The organism is Quadrisphaera sp. DVD1 (assembly GCF_058932755.1).
The window spans coordinates 1-4,574 of sequence record NZ_JBZYWI010000196.1 but is presented as its reverse complement, the minus strand read 5'-3'; the positions used below and the strand labels follow the sequence as shown (position 1 = coordinate 4,574).

Here is a 4,574-nt window from a genome sequence, read left to right as displayed (position 1 = left end):
GGCGACGAAGCCCCACCGCGGGTCGCCGGCGTCGACGACGAGCCCGATCAGCGGGGCGCCCACGGCGCTGCCGACGGTCAGCGCCGAGCTGTGGACGCCGAGGGCCAGGCCCCGCACCTGCGGCGGGGTGGTGCGGGTGAGCACCTCGGCGGTCAGCGACATCACGGGCGCGCAGAACAGCCCCGTCGGGACGATGAGGAGCGCCAGCGCCGTCCACGAGCCCGCCAGGGCGGCCGGCAGGGCGGTGACGGCCAGCAGCGCCAGCACGGTCGCCGCCCGGGGACGCCGCGGGCTGGCGCCGAAGACGAAGCCGCCGACGAGCGAGGCGAGGCACCACAGGGCGAGGACCAGGCCCAGGTGCTCGACGCTGCCGAAGGACGTCATCACCGCGGTCATGGCGGTCTCGGTGCCGGTCACGGTGAGCGTCGAGGCGAAGGTCACGACGAGCAGGGCCACCACCGGGCGGGTCAGCCAGCGCGGCCGGCTCGCGCCGGCCACCGCCGGCGCCGGCGGTGCCAGCCGGTCGGCCGCGGGCAGGCGGGGGTCGTCGCCGTGGACCGGCGGGTCGAGGACCACCAGCGCGGCGCCGGAGACGAGGATCAGCGCCGCGACGGCGCGCAGGGTGGTGGTGGCGCCGGTCGCCGTCATGAGGGCGATGCCCGCCGCGGGGCCGACGGCGAAGGACAGCTCCACGCCCATGGAGTCCAGCGAGAAGCCGGCCCGGCGCTCCTCCGGCGGCACGGCGGCGCTCAGCGCCTGGCGGCTGAGGGAGAACACCGGGATCGCCAGCAGCCCCGCGGTGAACGCCGCCGCGACCAGGGAGCTGAAGCCCAGCGCGGGAGCGGCCAGCCAGAAGGCGGCCTCGACGAGGGTCGTCGTCACCACGACGGGGCGCAGGCCGAGCCGGTCGATGCCGCGGCCGAGCAGCGGTGCTCCCAGCGCCCCACCGACGGCGAAGGCGGCACCGATGAGACCGGCGGCGGCGAAGCCGCGGTCGAGGTCGAGGACGACGTGCAGCGTGAGCACGAGCGGCGCCGCGGTGATCGGCAGGCGCGCGAGCAGCGTGATGAGCAGCAGCGCGGGGATGCCGGGACGGGCGAGGACGCGGCGGTACGGGGCGAACGACACAGCAGGGATCCACTTCGGGCACGACGAGAGGCCGGGCACTCACCCCGGCGATGGGCCGCCTCCGGCGCGGGGCAGCCTTGCGAGAACCACGCTCGCGCCCCGGATGTTCCCGGCGAGCGGAACGCCTAGCGGGCCACGCAGCCGTCCCCGCCCCACAGGGCGGTGACCCGCCCCGTCTCGCCGCCGGCGTCCAGGACGCCGCTGAGCTGGCCGATCGCGAACTCCTCGCCCAGGCTCGTGGTCTCCACCGGCACGCCGTGGGCCGCCTGGAGGTCGGCGCCGGTGGAGCCGATGCCGATCCCGGTGACCGTCGTCAGGGTGGCGGCGGGCGAGCCCGGGCGCACCGTCCAGCCGATGAACAGCCCGTCGCGGGCGTAGACGACGAGGCCGTCCTGCCACACCCAGGAGTCGCGCTCGTCGAGGGTGCAGGCCGTCGGGTCCGGCTCCGGCGGCACGCCGAAGGCGGCCAGGCCCACGGTCAGCGCCGCGTCGGCGGGCCCGCCGAGCACCGCCCGCGAGACCGAGCCGGTGAGCGGGTCGACGAGGCCGAGGCCGTCCTCGAGCAGGACCGCGGGCAGCGCCTGCGACGCACCGCTGGTCGAGGGGCCCGGCGTCGCCGTCGGGGCGCTCGGCGCGGGGGTGGAGGACGACGGAGCGGGCTCCGGCGACGCGTCGTCCCCGCCGCTGCACCCGGTCAGGGCGAGCGCCACCGCCGCTGCGGCCACCGCCACCCGCGCTCGTCGCCCCGTCGTCACCGGCCCATGATCGCCGCTCCTCGCTACGGTGGCCCGGTGCCCCGCCGCATGAGCGACCCCGCGTTCCGCAGCCAGCAGCTCGAGCACCTCGCCGACGAGCACGTGCAGCCCCTCAACGCCGTCGTCGAGCGCCTGCGCGCCCAGCACGCGCCCCGGCCGGTCCCCGCCGTGGCGCCGTGCTCCGCAGGCACCGGCGCCCGGGTGCTGGCCCTGCTGCGCGCGCCCGGGCCGGCGTCCGCCGCCACCGGTCTCCTCTCGCTCGAGGACGACGACACCGGCGCCGAGCGCCTCTCCCAGCTCGTCACGGGCGCGGGCATCGACCCGGCGCTGGTCCTGCCCTGGGGCGCCGCGCCGTACCCGGTGGCGGGGGAGGAGCCGCTGAGCACGCCCGACGTCAAGGCGGGGCGCGCGGCACTGGAGGCGCTGGTGCCCCTGCTGCCGCGCCTGCGCTCGGTGGTGCTGCACGGCAAGGACGCCGAGGCGGTGTGGAGCGCGTTCGCGGGCGCCAACCGCTCGGCGCTGCTGGGGGTCCGCGTCGAGCCCTGGACGTTCGGCACCGACGACGAGGCCCTGAGCAAGCACCGCGCGAGCCGGCTGCGGCGGCTCGCGGCCACCTACGCCTCCGTCGCCGACGCCCTGCGCTGAGCCGCCGGCACCACCCCCGCGGCCGCTACCGTGCGCACGTGAGCGCGACGCCCAGCGAGGCCAGCCAGAGGATCGACGCCCAGCTCGCCGGGCTCACCGACTGGCGCGGCGACCTCGCCCGCGCCTTCCGGGCGCTGGTGCGCGAGGTCGAGCCCGACCTCGTCGAGCAGTGGAAGTGGAGCACCGGCATGTGGTCGGCCGGGAAGCCCCTCGTGTGCGGGTACGGCGTCTTCGCCCAGCACGTGAAGCTGAACTTCTTCTCCGGCGCCGCGCTGGAGGACCCCGCGGGCCTGTTCAACAACGGCCTGGACGCCAGGAGCTCGCGCTCGATCGACCTCCGCCAGGGCGACGCGCTCGACGTCGCGGCCGTCGGCGACCTCGTGCGCCGCGCCGCCGCGCACGCGCGCACCTCCGCCGGCTGAGCCGCCGGGTCGGGCACCCTGCTCCACGACGGCGGGCGACAGGAGCGCGACATGGCTGAGCGGGGCAGGACCGGAGCACCGGGTGCGGCGGGCGGCGTCCGCCGCTGGGCGCTGGTGGCGGCGGTGGCGCACGTGGTCTTCGTGCTCACCTGGCTGCTGGCCGCGACCTGGCAGCGACCGCGGTACAGCGTGCTGGCCCACTCCATCAGCGACATGTACGCGGTCGGGGCGCCGGGCGGCGGCCTCCTCGTCGTCGTGCTCACCCTCTGCGGGGCCGCGGCGATCGCCTTCGCCGGGCTGTCGCTGTGGCCGGCGCTGCGCCCGGCCGGGTGGAGCGCCGGCGTCGGCTCGCTGCTGCTGGCCCTGTCCATCTTCGGCCTGGGCGACCTGCTCTCGCCCTTCGAGCGCCTCGCGTGTCAGCGGGCGGAGCCCGGCTGCTCGGCAGCGGACCAGGTCGCCAACGCCGGCGGGATGCTCGACGCGACCCTCAGCGCGGTGGGGCTGGTGCTGCTCGTCGGCGCCGGCTTCTTCCTCTCCGCCGCGATGGGGCGGCTGCCCGCCTGGCGCGGCTGGGCGGGCCCGACGCGCTGGGTCACCATCGCGGTGCTCGCCCTCTTCGTCGCCACCGGAATCCTGTCCGGCACGGGGGTCGGCGGGCTGCTCGAGCGGCTGCTCGCCGCGGTCGGGGCCGGTGGCGTCGTGGCGCTCGCGCTGGGCGTGCGGCGGCGCGCGCTCACGCCTCCGCGCTCGCCCGCGACGCCCTGACGCGCTCCTGACGGCGCAGCACGACGAGGACGACCAGCCCGACGCCGACCGTCACGAGCAGGCGCACGGCGTCCCAGGACGGCTCGAGCAGGTCCGCGCTGGCGTTGAAGGTGGCGTGCAGGACGCCGACGGCCAGCAGGCTCCGGCCGCTCCAGGCGTCGAGCCCGGCGATCGCCAGCCGCAGCCCGACACCGGTGGCGAGGAGGACGGCCACGCCGACGAGCACGTCCGCGGGGGTGTCGGCTCCGGAGAGGGCCAGCGGCAGGTGCAGCCCGGCGAACAGCACCGCGGTGGCGGTGCTCCCGCGCACCAGGCCCCAGCGGGCGGTCGCGCGGCGCTGGACGAAGCCGGTCCAGACCAGCTCCTCCCAGAGGTTGACGACGACCACGCTGCTGGCCACCTGCAGGGCGAGCCCCACGAGCAGCGACGCCGTGAGCGGCACGGCGCCGCCGACCACGGCGCCGACGGCCCAGACCAGCGCCGGCAGGGCCAGCGCTGCGGCCGCGGCCCAGACCGGCGGCCGCGGCGGGCGCACCGCGTCGCGCAGCAGGGCCCGGACGCCGGCCCGGCCCTGCTCGCGGGCGGTGAGCACCAGCGCGGGCAGCAGCAGGCCGAGCACGAGCGTGGCGAGGACGAACGGCCCCACCGGCAGCCCGAGCAGCAGCGGCAGGGAGAGCAGCACCCAGCTGGTGGGCACGGCCACGGCTGCGAAGACCGCGAGCGGACGCCGGTCGGGCGGGTCGGCGAGGTGTGGCGGGCGCGGGGGGCGCGGCGTGCGGCGGTCCGCGAGCGGGGCGGGAGAGGCGGGAGAGGCGGTCATGACAGCTCCTGGAGGGGTGGGCGCCGGGTCCGGCGCGAC

At 77.7% G+C, this 4,574-nt stretch carries 6 protein-coding genes; 3 read left to right on the top strand and 3 right to left on the bottom strand.

Going from position 1 to position 4,574, the window contains the following annotated elements:
- Together AC5FZL_RS15590 and AC5FZL_RS15585 are read right to left on the bottom strand one after the other, a co-directional pair.
- The coding region (locus tag AC5FZL_RS15590; protein WP_493619798.1) for an MFS transporter at positions 1-1,128 on the bottom strand (1,128 nt) is incomplete at its 3' end.
- A 125-nt stretch (positions 1,129-1,253) separates the two neighbouring features.
- Entirely contained in the window at positions 1,254-1,883 is a 630-nt protein-coding gene (locus tag AC5FZL_RS15585) for a hypothetical protein (RefSeq protein WP_493619797.1), read from the bottom strand.
- A 36-nt stretch (positions 1,884-1,919) separates the two neighbouring features.
- Here AC5FZL_RS15585 and AC5FZL_RS15580 point away from each other — a divergent pair, with 36 nt between their 5' ends.
- From AC5FZL_RS15580 to AC5FZL_RS15570, 3 genes are read left to right on the top strand one after another with little or no spacing between them, the layout of a single operon-like run.
- The gene (locus tag AC5FZL_RS15580; RefSeq protein ID WP_493619796.1) at positions 1,920-2,528 is read left to right on the top strand and encodes a uracil-DNA glycosylase family protein; all 609 of its coding nucleotides are present in this window, start codon (positions 1,920-1,922) and stop codon (positions 2,526-2,528) included.
- Positions 2,529-2,566: 38 nt separating this feature from the next.
- Entirely contained in the window at positions 2,567-2,950 is a 384-nt protein-coding gene (locus AC5FZL_RS15575; protein WP_493619795.1) for a DUF1801 domain-containing protein, read from the top strand.
- A gap of 51 nt (positions 2,951-3,001) precedes the next feature.
- On the top strand, positions 3,002-3,715 hold the full coding sequence (locus AC5FZL_RS15570) for a DUF998 domain-containing protein (protein ID WP_493619794.1): 714 nt from the start codon (positions 3,002-3,004) through the stop codon (positions 3,713-3,715).
- Here AC5FZL_RS15570 and AC5FZL_RS15565 read toward each other — a convergent pair.
- Positions 3,684-4,535, bottom strand: a complete 852-nt coding sequence (locus AC5FZL_RS15565; RefSeq protein WP_493619793.1) for a CPBP family intramembrane glutamic endopeptidase — start codon at positions 4,533-4,535, stop codon at positions 3,684-3,686. The two genes, AC5FZL_RS15570 and AC5FZL_RS15565, sit on opposite strands and share 32 nt — an antisense overlap.
- Between the last annotated feature and the right edge of the window lie 39 nt (positions 4,536-4,574).